13 protein-coding genes are annotated in these 15,967 nt (G+C 45.3%); 10 read left to right on the top strand and 3 right to left on the bottom strand.

The features are described from left to right. Positions 1-8: 8 nt before the first annotated feature. The 3 genes from FKN08_RS12785 to FKN08_RS12775 are packed head-to-tail and all read right to left on the bottom strand — an operon-like array spanning position 9 to position 3,943. A complete protein-coding gene (locus FKN08_RS12785) occupies positions 9-1,835 on the bottom strand; it encodes an extracellular solute-binding protein (protein WP_005394933.1) in 1,827 nt (608 codons plus the stop codon). Positions 1,836-1,872: 37 nt separating this feature from the next. Beyond that, positions 1,873-2,916, bottom strand: a complete 1,044-nt coding sequence (locus FKN08_RS12780) for an ABC transporter permease subunit (RefSeq protein ID WP_005394934.1) — start codon at positions 2,914-2,916, stop codon at positions 1,873-1,875. Between the two features lies 1 nt (position 2,917). Next, positions 2,918-3,943: an ABC transporter permease subunit gene (locus FKN08_RS12775; protein WP_005394935.1), complete on the bottom strand. Its 1,026-nt coding sequence runs from the start codon at positions 3,941-3,943 to the stop codon at positions 2,918-2,920. An 820-nt stretch (positions 3,944-4,763) separates the two neighbouring features. Between FKN08_RS12775 and FKN08_RS12770 the strand changes: the two genes are divergently transcribed. The 10 genes from FKN08_RS12770 (at position 4,764) to spoT (ending at position 15,922) form a co-directional block, all read left to right on the top strand. Beyond that, positions 4,764-7,364: a TonB-dependent receptor gene (locus tag FKN08_RS12770; RefSeq protein ID WP_170892258.1), complete on the top strand. Its 2,601-nt coding sequence runs from the start codon at positions 4,764-4,766 to the stop codon at positions 7,362-7,364. A gap of 65 nt (positions 7,365-7,429) precedes the next feature. Continuing rightward, on the top strand, positions 7,430-8,194 hold the full coding sequence (locus FKN08_RS12765) for a DUF3450 domain-containing protein (protein ID WP_104971145.1): 765 nt from the start codon (positions 7,430-7,432) through the stop codon (positions 8,192-8,194). A gap of 3 nt (positions 8,195-8,197) precedes the next feature. Then, complete coding sequence (locus FKN08_RS12760) at positions 8,198-9,559, top strand: MotA/TolQ/ExbB proton channel family protein (protein WP_065275018.1); 1,362 nt, start codon at positions 8,198-8,200, stop codon at positions 9,557-9,559. A gap of 9 nt (positions 9,560-9,568) precedes the next feature. Next, positions 9,569-10,096 (top strand): MotA/TolQ/ExbB proton channel family protein, encoded by a 528-nt coding sequence (locus tag FKN08_RS12755; protein ID WP_005379363.1) that lies wholly within the window; start codon positions 9,569-9,571, stop codon positions 10,094-10,096. A 25-nt stretch (positions 10,097-10,121) separates the two neighbouring features. Beyond that, positions 10,122-10,529 (top strand): biopolymer transporter ExbD, encoded by a 408-nt coding sequence (locus FKN08_RS12750; protein ID WP_005379359.1) that lies wholly within the window; start codon positions 10,122-10,124, stop codon positions 10,527-10,529. Positions 10,530-10,533: 4 nt separating this feature from the next. Beyond that, positions 10,534-11,166: an energy transducer TonB gene (locus FKN08_RS12745; protein WP_006741809.1), complete on the top strand. Its 633-nt coding sequence runs from the start codon at positions 10,534-10,536 to the stop codon at positions 11,164-11,166. Positions 11,167-11,175: 9 nt separating this feature from the next. Beyond that, positions 11,176-12,399 (top strand): hypothetical protein, encoded by a 1,224-nt coding sequence (locus FKN08_RS12740; RefSeq protein ID WP_170892257.1) that lies wholly within the window; start codon positions 11,176-11,178, stop codon positions 12,397-12,399. Between the two features lie 285 nt (positions 12,400-12,684). Beyond that, complete coding sequence (gmk, locus tag FKN08_RS12735) at positions 12,685-13,308, top strand: guanylate kinase (RefSeq protein WP_005394946.1); 624 nt, start codon at positions 12,685-12,687, stop codon at positions 13,306-13,308. A 181-nt stretch (positions 13,309-13,489) separates the two neighbouring features. Continuing rightward, complete coding sequence (gene rpoZ / locus FKN08_RS12730) at positions 13,490-13,762, top strand: DNA-directed RNA polymerase subunit omega (protein ID WP_005379346.1); 273 nt, start codon at positions 13,490-13,492, stop codon at positions 13,760-13,762. A gap of 39 nt (positions 13,763-13,801) precedes the next feature. Further along, positions 13,802-15,922, top strand: coding sequence for a bifunctional GTP diphosphokinase/guanosine-3',5'-bis pyrophosphate 3'-pyrophosphohydrolase (gene spoT / locus FKN08_RS12725; RefSeq protein WP_005394948.1), 2,121 nt, complete (start codon positions 13,802-13,804; stop codon positions 15,920-15,922). The last annotated feature ends 45 nt before the right edge of the window (positions 15,923-15,967 follow it).

The raw sequence follows: 15,967 nt of genomic DNA, 5'->3' as shown, positions 1-15,967 counted from the left end.
ACCAATCCTTACAGCTTATAAGTGTCATCTACGACGACGACAGGTTCAAAAGCTTTGCCTGATTTCATCGCTTGTTTGGTTTCTTTCTTGATATCGCTATCAATCCAGTAAGTGCCATCCCCAATGATGCCACCACTGAACAACGCCTCTGTCATGCGATTCATTGGCTTATCAGGAAACTTTAGCCAGCGCCAGTGACCGTAGCGGACATAAGGAATCATGTAGCCTGTTACGATAACGTGCGCATCAATGATGTCACGCTGAATCTCATGACCTAGCTGGATCTTTTTATCCATATCCATGCTAAAACGATACTCGATGATCTTTTCATCCAGCTCTGGCGTGCTGTAGTTTGTGAAAGAGTTAGTTTGCGGCTTGTTCGCATTGACTGAATGGAAGTACTCCCAATACGTTGGGATCTCGGAAGTCCCCATATCTAAGAAAGCCAAATCGTGCTTTTTCTCACGGACGTATTTGAACATGGATGAGCCATCAACCAACTTGAGCTCAATATCCAACCCTGCTAGCTTGGCTTGCTCACGCAAAAATGCAATACGAGGAGTATGAACAGGTGTTCCGTAGGTCAGCTCGAAGCTTAAACGCTCACCTTTATCATTGACACGAATACCATCGGAACCAATTTTGTTAAAGCCTGCGGCTTCGAATGCCTCGGCCGCTTTTGCTGGGTCAAATTTCGGCGCTTTCGCGTCTGGTAGGGTGTATTTACCATGGCCATAACCGGTCGGGTTTGGCTTACGGGAGTAGTCACCACGCATGATGTTTTCAATCATGCCATCAAAATCAATTGCGTAAGTAATGCCCTTGCGAACGTTTAAATCATCCAGTAGAGGCATCGCGGTGTTCATCCATACGCCGCCCGCACCGACTGGAAATTGGTTGTAACCCCAGAACTTTTGAATGTAGCCTTTTTGGTACGGTTCTGTGTTCGATTTATCGTGCCATAGACTTGGCAGAACCAGACCAAATGCATCCAACTTACCCTTTTCAAAATGCTTCATCGCAATATCGCTATCGCGGATCACTGTGATGCGAATCTTGTCGACATTGTAGCGATTTTGGTAGTACTTATTGCTGTAACCCCACCAATCTTCACCAACATGTTTGAAAGTCACACTTCTACCTTTTTTGATATCATCTAGGTAGTACGCACTGGTCGTTGGTTCACTCTTAAAGTTGTAGTAACGGACAAAGTTGTCGTGAATACCATCACCATTTTCGTCCTTTGAAGGATTGGCATAAAAGTGTGCGGGACGAGGGCGTAAAGCCCCCATTCTTAGCAATAATTCTTCCGGATTGAACTCTTTCGCGGCCTTAACAGCAAACGTATGAGCGTCGTACTTAATAACGTCCGCAATGGTTTTGTTGTAATAATCGTTGTACCAAGGTTCTAGGATATCCTTAGAACGATAAAACTTAAGCATGAATACAAAATCGTCGGCAGTCACAGGCTTGCCGTCCGACCATTTGGCTTCTGGATTGAGTTTGAAATAGACGGTTTTATTGTCGCCAGCTAACGCCCACTCATTAGCAAGTTCAGGGATGAACTCTAAAGTGTCTGGGTGTCGAACCACCAATCCAGGGGTTTCATCCAAGATAAAGGAACGCAACCCCGCATTGGCGTCTGGGCCAACACTACGTAACGTCTGTGGAAAACTTGACATGAAGGTGCGATAGGTCCCTCCACGTTTCGCTTCAGGCGAACCATATTGAGGCTCATCCCAGTTTGTTTGCCAGTTTAAGTCAGTCGGAAGCGTTGCTGACATTGCACCAAAACTCAGGGCGCTCAGCGTGGACGCTAAAAATAATTTCTTCATAAAACTTCCCTTTTTATGTTTTGCTCACAATGCTCGCTTAAACATAGCGTGTGAATTTTTTCGGGTCGAAGGCCGCTCGAATGGCTTCACCAATAAAGGTCACCATTACCAGTACCAACACAATGGAAGTAACCACTGAAGCAACAATCCATGGCGAGTCTAAGTTTGACTTACCTTGTTGTAGCAGCTCACCCCAACTTGGCGTTGGTGGCATAAGACCTAAACCTAGATAATCCAAAGCGGTCAGCGCAGTGATGTTTGCTGCAATAGTGAACGGCGCCAATGTCACGATCATCACCATCGTATTCGGTAGGATGTGATTAAACAAAATACGTCCCGTCGATGCCCCTAAAGCACGTGCCGCCATTACGTATTCTCGTGCCGCTTCTTTATAAGTCATGGTCCGCATGTACCATGTCATACCCATCCAGGTGAAAAGCACGTTAATAGCGACAAAGAGAGCGAACGTCGGTTGAACGATTGAGACAAGAATCATAATGACGTACAAAAACGGTACCATTGACCAGATTTCGATAAGTCGCTGTACAAACAAGTCAAATTTACCGCCCCAAAAACCCATAGCACAACCAACTGCGGTACCGATCGCGTAGGAAATTGCCATGGTGAGCAACGCAAATCCCATTGCCGTTCTGAATCCGTAGACAAGTCGCGCCAAAATATCGCGACCTATCACATCTGTACCTAAATAATGCTTGTTTTCGGCACTAGGCGCTGTTGGCGGGAAATCACCACTAAAATCCTGTTCATATGGGTTCCATGGCACAAGCGGCAAAATAACAAAGTTGTCGCTCCCTTCGGCCTCAAACGCTTTTTGCAGTACGCGATAATCCGCTTCGCTGGATGACTCTTGGCCGAATTCACTGCCTAAACGGACATCACTGACAACAGGAAAATAGTAGCTACCATCGTACTTGACGACTAGCGCTTTACTATTAATCAGAAGTTCAGCAAAGAGCGACAGGATCAACATGATTGAGAGAATGACAAACGACCAATAACCTCGTTTGATCTCTTTAAAGTGGCGAATTTTCTTTTGAGTTAATGGACTAACTTTAATCATGTTACGCTCCAAACTTCACACGTGGGTCGACTAAAGCAACACAAATATCTGAAATAATGTTACCAATGAGCAGCAACAGCGCATTAATGGCGACAATACCCATAACAACAGGGTAATCACGCTCCATGATTGATTCGTAACCCAATAAACCAATGCCATCAATATTGAAGATAACTTCAATCAGGAAGGCACCGGTCATGAAGAACAACAAAGAGTTACCAAAGTGACTCGCGATTGGGATTAAGCTGTTACGCAACGCGTGCTTACGAACCGCCTTTTTGAAAGGTAAGCCCTTCGCGATAGCTGTACGGATATAGTCTGAAGAAAGATTTTCCATCAGGTTGTTTTTCATCGTCATTGTCAGTGTTGCAAAGTCGCCAATGAGGTAACAGATTAAAGGCAACACCGCGTGCCACATGATGTCCTTGGCGCGTTCAAAGAAAGTTTCGTAATCGTCGAAGTCATCGCCGACAAAGCCTCCCATAGGAAACCATTCCAAGTGATAACTAAATAGCGTGATGAGCAATACACCCACCACATAGCCAGGCAATGCATAGCCCACAAAGATGAGTATTGAAGAAGCGGAATCAAACACAGAGCCGTGCTTGAGCGCCTTGTAATAACCAAGAGGGATCGAGATAAAATAACTGATAAAAAAGGTCATGCCGCCATAAAATAACGACACAGGTAAACGCTCTGCAATCATGTCAGAGACAGGTTCGTAGTAACGTGTTGACTCACCAAGGTCTAGCACGACCAAGCGACTTAGCCACTCCACATACGCTTCTGTCACTGGCTTATCCAGACCGTAAAACGCATTTAGCTCAGCGATTTGATCATCAGAAAGGGCGGTATTGCCACCAGCAGACGTCATTGATGCGGCACCATCCCCTTGAGACTGCATTTGTGACAACATGCGTTCAACAGGTCCGCCCGGCACGAAACGAGTGATAGCAAAGATAAGAATAGTTATCCCGAGAAACGTTGGTATCACCAACGCCAAACGGCGTAAAAAGTACGACAGCATATACAACTTGCTCCTTGTCTACTGTCCAGTTCAGGCGGAGTGAAAGAGGAAGTTCCCCGCCCAAAGTGGTGCATATTTATCTCGTAGTAACTAAAACTGTTGAAACACACTCCCTGCGTTTCAAGAACCAGACTTTTCTACTACTGCAATAATTTCAGCGTCATATTTATCTTGAATCCACATCAGCTTCAAGTGTTTGAAACCAAAACATGACAAACTTCCTCCGAAGTCGAAAAACAGAAATGTTTTTGTAAAAAATTATAAAAAACCACAAAAATAATTCACACAGAATATCAATCTAGGCTGTTTAGAGCCAAAACCCTACATAAAAATGCAAATACATGGAATAAATAGACATATCCACCACATCTATATTTGACCTAAAAATACGAGTGAGCCCTTTTACAGCAATGGGTATCATATTTTGATACCACCCTATAAGTTCGAGTCACCAAAGTATGGATTCGATATAAAACTCATCTCAGAACAATTCACTGGAAAAATATCTTTTTTCAGATTCAATTACCCACTAAAAAACCATAGGCAAGATAAGTCATTAAAGTTTATAAGAAACACAAAATACGGTGTTTTATTGAAATTTGATGTCGCCTTGGTAAGGCTATTTAGTTTTTTATTCCGTGTTTTAAACTAACCCTGGTTATTTACATCTTTTTTACATTTAAGCATCCCCGTTTACCACTGGTTTGACTTCCTTTTTTCATCTCGGTTATACATTGGCCGAACGTTAACGAAATATTAACGTCACAATTGGCCGCTATGCGGCCAGACATAGGAAATAATAATAATCGGAGCAACAAGGATGTATAAAAACACAACCGCTTTATCTGTTGCGATAAGCCTTGCGTTGGGGACAGCAGCAGTCGTAGCCCCAGCAACAGCACTGGCAGAAGAGCAACAAGTTGAAAAACTTCAAAAGATGAAAGTTACTGGTTCGCGTATCTCCACGACGGATATGGAAGGTCCTTCACCAGTTACTGTTATTAATAGTAAAGATATTGAATCTAAAGGTTTTAACAGCGCGCAAGACGTGTTGAACAGTTTGACTCAAAACACCGGTGGTGTAATGGCTCAAACGAACTCTTTCTCATTCACACCTGCAGCACAGTCAGTCAACTTACGTGGTCTTGGCGCTTCACGCACATTGATTCTTATCGATGGTCGTCGCCTTCCTCAATACCCACTGGCTCAAGATGGCACATCTAACTTCCAAGACATTGGTCAAATCCCTGTTGCCGCTATCGAGCGTGTTGAAGTAATGACTGATTCAGGTTCCGCTATCTACGGCTCCGACGCGATCGGCGGTGTCGTAAACTTCATTTTAAAGAAAGACTTTGATGGCGTTTCTGTAAAAGTACGTGCGGGTGACGCAACAGATGGTGGCTACCAAAATGGCCGTTTAGACGTTGTTGCAGGTAAAGATTTTGACGATAAACGTATTCTCTTCGTTGGCCAATTTGCGGGCAACGAAATGCTTAAGCAATCTGACCGAGATGATTGGGCTGGCGATGACGGTTCTAGCCGTTCTCAGCTAAGTGGTTACTCTAGCTACGGTGCAAACTTTGAAGGCGCAAACGGAACACTTCTAACACCAGCTGATGCTGGTTCTTCATGTAAAGAAGTCGTTGGTGATGCCGCTATTGAACGAGCGGATGGCAAGTGTGGTGTTAACCGCTCTGCATACCGAACGTTGAAACCAGAAAATAAACAAGTAGACCTGCTTTTACGTGGTGAAATGGACATTAACGACAATGTCACTGCCATGGCAGAAGCCCGTTTTGGCTACAAGTCTACAGAATCTGAATTCGAACCTAACCCTTACAGCGTAGAAGTTGATGCCACTCACTTCCGCGGCGAAGGTGAATACACTCGCCGTATGGTCGAATTTGGCCCACGCGAAAGTAACACTGAAGCCGATTCTTTTGGCTTAACCTTAGGCTTGAACGGCCTGCTTGCTGATACGTATGATTGGGATCTATCAGCTGGTTACTCAGAGCAAAGCGTTGAAACAAGCAACCCAGCAATCTTCCTAACTCTTGATCAAGCAGTACAAGATGGCGACGTCGATCTTCTAGGGCCTATCTCTCAAGACGTTGTAAACAAATACAGCGGCACATCAAGCAAAGAAGCCTACTCAAAGCTTTACTCTGTTAACGGCTCACTGGCTGGTGATTTGGTTGAACTGCCTGCTGGTATGTCTGGCTTTGCTGTTTATGGTGAATGGAACCGTACTGACTACAATGAAACGATTGATGCGACAACAGCAGCTGGTGGTTTCTCTGGTCTAGGCGGAACATCAGGTGGCGGTGACCGTGATCAGATTGGTCTTGGTGTCGAAGCCCTAATTCCTATCATTGAAGATTTGGAAATGACTGTCGCTGGTCGTTATGACCACTACTTCGACGACTCGGCAACAGGCGGAGCCTTCACTCCTAAAGTCGCACTAGCATACCGTCCTACTGACACTCTATTGCTTCGTGGTAGCTACGGTCTAGGTTTCCGAGCTCCTGACTTGAAACGACTATTTGGTGATCAAACTCGAGGCTTTGGTTCTGGTTTTGACCCTGTGCTTTGTGCCAACGCTGGTGGTAGCGGCCCACAAGATAAAGATAAGTACCCAGAGTGTGATACTCAATACTTCGATACGCTTAACGGCCCTAACTCTGAGCTGAAAGAAGAAACAAGTACAAACATTAACTTGGGTCTAGCTTGGGAACCTGTGGATGACCTTGGCGTAACCGTTGACTGGTACCACATCAAGATGGAAGACGTCGTAACAGCACCAACTTACCAAGACGTAATTAACGATCCAGGTAAATACCCAGGCACAGAAGTAGTTCGTAATACAGACGGTACAATCAAGTCCGTATCTTACGGCCCAGTCAACCAGTCATATGAAGAGCGTTCTGGTGTTGACCTTGCTGTGAAATATGCTTACGACACTAATGAGTTCGGTTCATTCAATACGCGCGTAGCTGTAACTAAGATCTTGATTGCTGAATATCAAGAAAACGACAGTGAGCCAGTAACGGATGAAAGAGATTTCATGCCTGAATACACCGCAACGTTAAACCTTGGCTGGGCATATGAAGATGTCGCTATCAACCTATTTGGTAAATACCGTGACCGTATGTGTTCAAGCTATGCGAACCGTTACTACTTTGATGACTGTGACTCTGCTAAGAAAGCTGGTTACAAAGCAGAAATCGCTAGCATGACAACATGGAACCTAACGGCTTCTTACCAATTCAACGAGAGTGGTCGTGTAACTCTTGGTGCTATCAACATGTTTGACAAGGTACCGCCTGCCGATCCTCTAAATGATACCTCTCCATTCTATGCAACTGGATATGACGATCCAATCGGCCGTCAGCTTTACATCGAGGCATCATACGACTTCTAAAAAATATTTGGCGCGGGTTTTCCGCGCCCTTTTCGACTGACTAAAACACTGACAAGGATGCAACCATGAAATTCAAGGAATTTGGTCTCAGTGCCATAGCTGCAGCATTGCTTACTATCAGTAGTAGCTCTGTAGCGGCCAACTCTGGTGCTGTCGTTTCCACACAAGCAAAAGCAAATCAATCTTCAGAAGCTTCGCAACAAAAAATCGACAACTATGCCGAAAGCACTGAAGGCATGTTGGCAGAATACAAAGGCTTACTTCGTCAAATCGACAGTATGAAAGTCTACAACGAGCAAATTAACCGTATGGTTCAATCGCAGCAAGGCGAGTTGGACTCATTAAATAACCAAATTGCTCAAATCGATCAAACGGCAACAGAAGTGGTGCCACTTACATTAAAAATGATCGATGCACTCGACGAGTTTGTGACTCTCGATCTGCCTTTCCAGAAAAAAGAGCGTAATAAACGTGTCCAAGAACTGCGTCGCCTCATGGATCGCGCCGACGTAACAACTTCAGAGAAATTCCGTAAAGTGATGGAAGCGTACCAAATTGAAGAAGGCTTCTCTCGCTCAATCGAATCTTACAAAGCTAGCCTAGACCGAAATGGTGAAACCGTGACTTACGATTTCCTACGTATTGGTCGCACAGCTCTTCTATTCCAATCTCCAGACGGTGGTGAGACAGGTATGTGGAACCAACAAACACGTCAATGGGAAACATTACCAGAAAGCTACCGCATCGCGGTACAGCAAGGCCTTCGTATCGCGAAGAAGCAAGCGCCACCAGCGCTAATCAAACTGCCTGTATTTGCTGGGGAGGAATAAGAGATGAAAGGATTCAAAACTCTAGCCGCTGGCCTACTAGCGAGCTTATTTATGGTTTCTGGCGTACAAGCAGAAGCGCCTAAAAACTTATCTGAACTACTTAAAAACGTAAAATCAGAAAGCATCGTTGAGTCGAAAGAGAACAAAGCCCGTGAAGCTGAGTTCAAGAACAATCGCGATAAGCAAGCGGCATTATTGCAACAAGCTCGCGAAGAGTTAGCTGCGCAGCAAGCACTGGGCGATCAACTTAAAGCAACCTTTGATGAAAACGATAAGCAGCTAACTGAACTAACAGAAACCCTACGTGTTCGCTCTGGTACTTTGGGCGAAATGTTTGGTGTGGTCCGCCAGTATGCGGGAGAGTTTAAGGGCTTATTTGCAGCCTCTCAAAACGCTGTTCAATTTCCAGAGCGTGACGCTCTACTAACGAAACTGGCTGAAAGTAAAGAACTGCCGTCAACACAAGAGCTAGAAGCTTTCTGGCATACCATTCTTCAACAAGTGGTTGCTTCTGGCGAAACTGCAACAACCCAAGCAACGGTTGTTTATGGCGAAGGTAAAGAAGCGGTTCGCGATGTCACTCTCGTCGGTGAGTTTAACGCGATTGCCGATGGTAAGTACGTCACTTATGTACCTCAAACAGGTAAGTTCGAAGAACTCTCTCGACAGCCTCGCACCAATATTACACGTCATGTTGCAGGATTTGAGTCAGCGTCAAACAGCTATGAGCCACTGTTTATTGACCCATCCCGTGGTGTCATTTTGTCTCTACTTGTACAAAGCCCTACCGTTCAAGAACGTATTGATCAAGGTGGCATTGTAGGTTACGTCATCCTTGGTATGGGTGCAGTTGGCGCTATCATTGCTCTTGTTTGCTTCCTACGCCTTCAAGTGATTGGCGGTAAAATGCGTAAGCAAGCGAAATCAGAAACCGTGATTCCTGGCAACCCATTGGGTGAAGTTATCCAAGCTTACCAAGAGCACAAAGGTGACAACCTTGAAGATCTGGAAGCGAAGCTGGACGAAATCATTCTACGTAACGCTCCAAGCATTGAACGCTTCATCAGCTCAATCAAGCTATTTGCTTCTGTAGCGCCTCTACTTGGTCTACTGGGTACGGTAATGGGTATGATCGGCACATTCCAAGCCATTACTCTGTTCGGTACCGGCGATCCTAAACTGATGGCTGGCGGTATTTCTGAAGCTCTTGTTACCACTATGCTAGGTCTGGTTGTCGCAATTCCATTGCTGTTCCTTTACACCATCGTACACAGCAAAGGTCGTCGTTTGGTTCAAACTCTTGAAGAACAGAGTGCAGGCTTCATCGCTCGCTATCAGGAAAAACTGCATAAAGCCGAAAGCTAAGGAGGCGTTATGTGGTGGTTAGTTGGAGAACTTGAATCAATTAGGCGCTTCTTGGGAATGGGTGGCGATGTACTCGTCGCCATCTTCATCCTCAGCTTTATGCTGTGGGCAGTATTGTTAGAACGTTGGTTCTATTTTGCTGCCGTCGCTCCAAAAGCCATGAAAAAAGCCGTTGGCTCATGGCAAGGACGCTCAGAGCATCAAAGTTGGAACGCTAAGATGATCCGACAAGAAATCGTTTCTCGTCAGGATATTGAGAATAAAAAGGGACTACCAATCGTGAAAGTATTGATTGCACTTTGTCCCCTACTGGGTCTACTCGGCACCGTTGTCGGCATGATCCAAGTATTCGACATATTAGCGGTAACAGGAACAGGAAGCCCTCGAGCAATGGCCTCGGGGATCTCAAAGGCAACAATCCCAACTTTAGCCGGGATGGTGGCTTCTCTATCAGGACTGTTCTTTAGTTCACGTCTTGATCATTTAGCCAAAGTCACAACGCAAAAGCTGGAAGATAAGCTAAAGCATATTGCCTGAGTAAATGGAATTAGAGGTATAGGTCATGAAAAGACGCTATAGCAGTGATAGCAGTGATGAAACCGCTATCGATATGACACCGATGCTCGACATCGTATTTATCATGTTGATCTTCTTTATCGTAACAACATCGTTCGTAAAAGAAGCAGGTCTGGAAGTAAACCGTCCGACGGCAAGCTCAGCGCAAACCGTTAAGAAAGGTAACATCATGGTCGCAGTTGGTGCGGCGGGTGATGTTTGGGTTGATAAACGCCGCATCGAAGTGGACGCGGTTCGCGCGAACATTGAACGTCTTCGAGCAGAAAGTCCTGATGGCGCAGTTGTTATCCAAGCCGACACTGAAGCAAATGCTGGCGTAGTCGTGAAGGTTATGGACCAGATCAAAATGGCAGGTGTAGAAAGCATCTCCATTGCCGCAACCAATAAGGATTAAGCTTATGCGGTATCTGGCCTCAATTGCACTGGCGCTCATTGTCTCCCTCGGGTTGTTCTGGGGGATGGACAAGCTAGTAAACAAAGAGCGCCACGAGTTAGTGTCGAATGATGACCTGCGTATGGTCGAGTTTATTCGCATTAAACCAGAAGAAAAAATACAGGAGAAAAAACGCGAACTTCCAAAACCACCACCACCTAAGCGTCCGCCGCCGCCGCCAGAAATGAAAGTGACAGCGACAGTAAAACCGGTGATGGAGCAGACCCCAATGGATATGCCAAAACTTGACCTACCCGTAAATGTTACAGGTGGCTCGGTGCTTGGACATTATAGCCAGGGTGGAGGTGCACAATTAGCGGGTAGCGGAGGTCCGACCCCTCTTGCAACATTCCAACCTCAAATGCCTAGAAAGGCTGCGAAAGCAGGAATTGAAAAAGGGGTTGTCTTACTAGAGTTTACTGTAAACGCACGTGGTGCCGTAGAGGACATCAAAGTTCTTAAAGAGCAACCACGACGCTTAGGCCTCGGTCGAGCGGCAAGAAAAACAGTCTCTAAATGGACATTTAAACCAAAATTGGTTGACGGGAAACCTGTTAGCTCACGCCTATCGCAAGAAATAGAGTTCTCAACCAATTAAGGAGTCACGATGAAAAGTTTATGGAAAAGCAAAGTGGCTTCTTTAATTCTCTTCGCAGGAGTGGCAATGGCCGCTCCTACGATGGCAAAAGAAGCTCCTCAGTTATCAGATCGGACATTTCGAACCGTCAACAAAGTGCAAGAGTTGATCGCAACTGAAAAATATTCAGCAGCGAAAGAAAAACTAGCAAGCGCTTTAGAAAGCACAAGTTCGAAAAAATACGACCGAGCAGTTTTACTTCAGCAAACGGGCTTTTTGTATTCGCTACAAGACAATTATGTGCAAGCCGCGAAATACTTTGCCGAGGCATTAAAGCTCGATGCGCTTCCCGTTCCAGTCGCTCAACAAGTTCGCTACAGCTTGGCTCAGCTTTACCTAGCTGAAGAGAAGTACACGTTGTCTGTGAAAACGATGAAGGAATGGTTCAAAGTTGCAGAAACAACCAAAGAGAAGCCTCAAGCTCATGCTTATATCACGTTAGCAAGCGCTTATGTCCAGTTGGAAGATTACAGAAATGCAATCCCACCAACCAAAAAAGCAATTGCGATGAGCAAGAACCCAAGTGAGTCTTGGTACTTAATTCTCGTTGCCTCTCACTACGAGTTAGGCCAGCTGAAAAGCGTTGCCAGTGTGCTTAAAACCCTTACTTCAAAGTACCCTCAGAAAAAGCGTTACTGGATGCAACTTTCTGGCGTTTATATGGAGTTGGGTCAAGAGCAAAACTCTTTAGCAACCTTAGAAATGGTTTACAAAATGGGGAAACTGGAAGGAGAGAAAGAGTACTTACGTTTTGTAAACTTCTTAGCTTACCAAGGTATTCCATATAAAGCGGCCAAAACTCTTGAGAAGGAGATGGCATCTGGAAACATTGAAAAGACGAAGGAAAACTATGATCGCTTGGCCAGCTTCTGGCAGCAAGCTAAAGAGCTAGATAAATCGATTCTCGCTTATAAAAAGTCATATAACATCGCTCCTTCTGCTAAAACGCAAATTCAGATTGCTCGCTTAATGGTACAAGACAAGCAGTATTCTGAAGCGACTCGCTTTGTAGAAAACGCAGCATCGAATGCCTCTAAAGAGCAAAAGGCAGAACTTGAGTACATTCGCGGAATGGCCTATTTCGAGCTTAAGCAGCCACAAAAGGCCTTACAGGCAATGAAAGGCGCGGCTCAATCGCCAAAATTTAGGTCTACCGTTAGCCCTTGGATAAATTTCCTAGAATCCCAAGGATAATTTGAAGATTAAGTGTGAGTCAGTCGCACGCCTGGGGAAGTGAAAGCTTCCCCTTTTTTCGTTTGTTTTTGCGCATGCGAGCTCTTTTCAACATTTAAGTAAGACGAAAAGATCAACTGGTAACAAAATAGAGATCATGATACTCTTCGCCTCCATTTTTCTGGCGGGATTATCACCAATATCCATCCCTTTGGTGGTTGATTTATCATTGCCAGTGCTATCGTTATAAGAATGTCGGACTTTCCTTCGGCACTCAATCAATCCAATCAAAAGTGGAACAGTACAATGGGCAAAGGTACTCTCTATATCGTATCTGCACCTAGCGGCGCAGGTAAATCTAGCTTGATCTCAGCGATGTTGGAACGCAATCCAACCTACGCAATGAAAGTGTCTGTGTCTCATACCACGCGTAACATGCGACCTGGTGAAGAAAATGGTGTCCACTACCATTTTGTAGCGAAAGATGAGTTTGAAGCCCTGATCGCTAAAGGTGATTTCCTAGAATACGCTGAAGTGTTTGGTAATTATTACGGCACCTCTCGTGTGTGGATTGAAGAAACGCTAAATAAAGGTATCGACGTTTTTCTAGATATCGACTGGCAAGGCGCACGTCAAATCCGTGAGCAAATGCCTGAAGCCAAAAGCATCTTCATCCTGCCACCATCAAACGGTGAGCTAGAGCGTCGCTTGAACACTCGTGGTCAAGATAGCGATGAAGTGATCGCAAAACGTATGGCTGAAGCCAAGTCAGAAATCTCTCATTACAGCGAATACGACTACGTGATCGTAAACGACGATTTTGATACCGCTTTGATGGACTTTAAAGCCATCTTGCGTGCAGAGAGATTGAAGGAAGAAAAGCAAGCTGCTAAATATAAAGGTATGCTTGACGCGTTGTTAGCAGAGTAACTTCAAAAAAGTCACGCTGTAAAACATAAAGAATTTTTCGTTTTTTGCTCAGTGCGGAAAACACAATAAACTACCTGAGAAAGTCCACAAACGGTGGCTTGTCTAATTGCTAGTAAATAAAGTAGTTAGGTTGTATACTTTCTCGTCATTCTAAAATTTTAGTTAACTATTTGGAGTCCTCATGGCACGCGTAACTGTTCAAGACGCTGTTGAAAAAGTTGGCAACCGTTTCGACCTAGTACTGATTGCGGCTCGCCGCGCTCGTCAAATGCAAACTGGCGGTAAAGATGCACTAGTGCCAGAAGAGAACGATAAGCCAACGGTTATCGCTCTACGCGAAATCGAAGAAGGTTTAATTACTAAAGAAGTTCTAGACGCTCGTGAACGTCAAGAACAGCAAGAGCAAGAAGCGGCAGAGCTAGCGGCAGTAAGCAGCATCGCTCACAACCGTTAATTCTGACTTTAGAATTCAACAACCTCCCGGGCCTATAATTTGTATCTATTCGATAGCCTCAAAGACGTTGCCCAAGAATACCTAACAGAGCCTCAGATTGAGGCTCTGCGTCAATCTTATGTGGTAGCGAGAGATGCCCATGAAGGGCAAACCCGCTCTAGCGGTGAACCATACATCATCCACCCTGTCGCTGTGGCTCGTATCTTGGCCGAAATGCGCCTTGATATCGAAACCCTCCAAGCTGCTTTGCTACATGACGTCATTGAAGACTGTGATGTAACTAAAGAAGATCTCGAAGAGAAATTCGGCAACACTGTCGCAGAATTGGTTGATGGTGTATCTAAACTGGACAAACTCAAATTCCGCGATCGCAAAGAGGCTCAGGCTGAGAACTTTCGTAAGATGGTTCTGGCCATGGTGCAAGATATCCGCGTCATTCTGATCAAACTGGCTGACCGCACGCACAACATGCGTACGCTTGGCGCGCTTCGACCAGATAAAAAGCGTCGTATTGCTCGTGAAACGTTAGAGATTTACGCGCCACTCGCTCATCGTCTTGGTATTCACAATATCAAAACCGAACTCGAAGAGCTGGGCTTTGAAGCGCTATATCCCAACCGCTACCGCGTACTGAAAGAAGTGGTTAAAGCCGCACGTGGTAATCGTAAAGAGATGATCCAACGCATTCACAGCGAAATAGAAGGCCGTCTGCAAGATTTTGGCTTGAATGCTCGCGTCGTTGGTCGTGAGAAAAACCTGTTCTCTATCTATAACAAGATGAAAACCAAAGAACAGCGCTTTCACACCATCATGGATATCTATGCGTTCCGAGTCGTTGTTGATACCGCTGATACTTGTTATCGCGTTTTAGGCCAAGTACACAGCTTGTATAAGCCACGTCCTGGTCGCATGAAAGATTACATCGCGGTACCAAAGGCGAACGGCTATCAATCGCTACACACTTCCATGGTTGGCCCACACGGCGTACCTGTTGAAGTTCAGATCCGTACTGAAGATATGGATCAAATGGCGGACAAAGGTGTCGCGGCGCACTGGTCTTATAAAGACAAAGGCGACAAGTCTGGCACCACTGCGCAAGTGAAAGCTCAGCGTTGGATGCAAAGCCTGTTAGAGCTACAACAAAGCGCGGGTAACTCATTCGAATTCATTGAAAACGTAAAATCCGATCTTTTCCCAGATGAGATTTACGTCTTCACACCAAAAGGTCGTATCGTTGAATTACCTTTAGGCGCAACGGCTGTCGACTTTGCCTATGCCGTACATACCGATGTAGGCAACTCTTGTGTTGGTGCTCGTGTTGATCGTAACCCTTACCCATTGAGTAAGGCATTGAAAAACGGTCAGACGGTGGAAATTATCAGTGCCCCTGGTGCGCGTCCGAATGCGGCATGGCTAAACTATGTCGTGACTTCTCGTGCCCGCACTAAGATTCGACAAGTACTGAAAACGATGCGTCGTGAAGAGTCGATTACTTTAGGTCGTCGCCTACTTAATCACGCACTTGGCCGCCACTCGATTGATTCAATTTATCCAGAAAATATCCAAGAAGTCTTGAATGATCTTCGCCTAGAAAGCATCGATGATTTATTGGCAGCTATTGGATTGGGTGAGTTGATGAGCATTGTGATCGCACGTCGTCTCCTTGGTGATACCGAAGAGCTCACGACAACAAGCTCAATCCCAACGGACTCGAAGAAGAAGCTTCCGATTCGTGGCGCAGAAGGCTTATTGCTGACGTTTGCAAATTGTTGTCATCCTATCCCAGATGATCACATTATTGCTCACGTATCGCCTGGTCGTGGTTTGGTTGTTCACCGAGAAACATGTCCGAACGTTCGTGGTTATCAGAAAGAGCCAGACCGTTATATGGCTGTCGCTTGGTCTGACGACTACGACAAAGAGTTTATTGCTGAACTTAAAGTCGACATGCTTAACAACCAAGGTGCTCTTGCAGAACTGACCAACGTTATCTCGAAAACAGGATCAAACATTCATGGTCTTTCAACGGAAGAACGTGATGGTCGTTTATACACTGTGACTGTGCTGTTGACGACGAAAGATCGTGTCCACCTTGCTGGTATCATGCGTAAGATTAAGGCAATGCCTCAAGCAACCCGAGTCAGACGCAGAAAGAACTAACCTCTATCGCCACCTACTCTGTTAGGTGGCGATTTTTTATACCTC

The sequence above is a fragment of the Vibrio sp. 1-2 (7-a) genome (assembly GCF_013048515.1).
GTDB classification, from domain to species: Bacteria; Pseudomonadota; Gammaproteobacteria; order Enterobacterales; family Vibrionaceae; genus Vibrio; species Vibrio diabolicus.
Note: the sequence above shows the minus strand (reverse complement) of the source record. Positions and strands in the feature narration are given on the sequence as shown.

Excerpts from the sequence above, each read along its gene's own strand:
- FKN08_RS12785 (WP_005394933.1), bottom strand. The coding sequence starts at position 1,835 with ATGAAGAAATTATTTTTAGCGTCCACGCTGAGCGCCCTGAGTTTTGGT.
- FKN08_RS12780 (WP_005394934.1), bottom strand. The coding sequence starts at position 2,916 with ATGATTAAAGTTAGTCCATTAACTCAAAAGAAAATTCGCCACTTTAAA.
- FKN08_RS12775 (WP_005394935.1), bottom strand. The coding sequence starts at position 3,943 with ATGCTGTCGTACTTTTTACGCCGTTTGGCGTTGGTGATACCAACGTTT.
- FKN08_RS12770 (WP_170892258.1), top strand. The coding sequence starts at position 4,764 with ATGTATAAAAACACAACCGCTTTATCTGTTGCGATAAGCCTTGCGTTG.
- FKN08_RS12765 (WP_104971145.1), top strand. The coding sequence starts at position 7,430 with ATGAAATTCAAGGAATTTGGTCTCAGTGCCATAGCTGCAGCATTGCTT.
- FKN08_RS12760 (WP_065275018.1), top strand. The coding sequence starts at position 8,198 with ATGAAAGGATTCAAAACTCTAGCCGCTGGCCTACTAGCGAGCTTATTT.
- FKN08_RS12755 (WP_005379363.1), top strand. The coding sequence starts at position 9,569 with ATGTGGTGGTTAGTTGGAGAACTTGAATCAATTAGGCGCTTCTTGGGA.
- FKN08_RS12750 (WP_005379359.1), top strand. The coding sequence starts at position 10,122 with ATGAAAAGACGCTATAGCAGTGATAGCAGTGATGAAACCGCTATCGAT.
- FKN08_RS12745 (WP_006741809.1), top strand. The coding sequence starts at position 10,534 with ATGCGGTATCTGGCCTCAATTGCACTGGCGCTCATTGTCTCCCTCGGG.
- FKN08_RS12740 (WP_170892257.1), top strand. The coding sequence starts at position 11,176 with ATGAAAAGTTTATGGAAAAGCAAAGTGGCTTCTTTAATTCTCTTCGCA.
- gmk (WP_005394946.1), top strand. The coding sequence starts at position 12,685 with ATGGGCAAAGGTACTCTCTATATCGTATCTGCACCTAGCGGCGCAGGT.
- rpoZ (WP_005379346.1), top strand. The coding sequence starts at position 13,490 with ATGGCACGCGTAACTGTTCAAGACGCTGTTGAAAAAGTTGGCAACCGT.